Here is a 457-nt window from a genome sequence, read left to right on the forward strand (position 1 = left end):
GCTCAGCTTCCAATCGTTCCCCATAATAAATGGCCAGTTGTGATATACATTCTTTCCATCCCCTTACAGGCATAGTCCACTTCTTGGAGATTTCCATAGTAGCCAAATAAATAATCTTCCTGAGTGAATCATCCGTTGGATAGGCTGTCTTTGTCTTGGTGACTTTCCTAAGCTGGCGATGATAGCCTTCAATCGTATTTGTGGTATAAATGAGCCTTCTGATTTCGGCAGGGTAACTAAAGTAGGCGGTTAATTCCAGCCAGTTTGTTTCCCCTGATTTGATGATGATTGGGTGCTTTTCACCCCATTTCTCCTTGAAGTTGGAGAACTCCATTTCAGCCTCTTCCAGAGTGAGGGCCTGGTAGATTTTCTTCAAGTCTGCCATAATGCCTTTTTGTTCCTTATACGAAACATACTTCATAGAATTACGGATTTGGTGAATGATACATAACTGGAT

General features: G+C 41.8%; 1 protein-coding gene. It reads right to left on the reverse strand.

What is annotated here, in order from left to right:
• Positions 1-457 (reverse strand): transposase (locus AC2JF9_RS09100; protein WP_500727125.1); only part of this gene is annotated, 457 nt, incomplete at both ends.

Source organism: Lactobacillus sp. C449L (genome assembly GCF_059900815.1).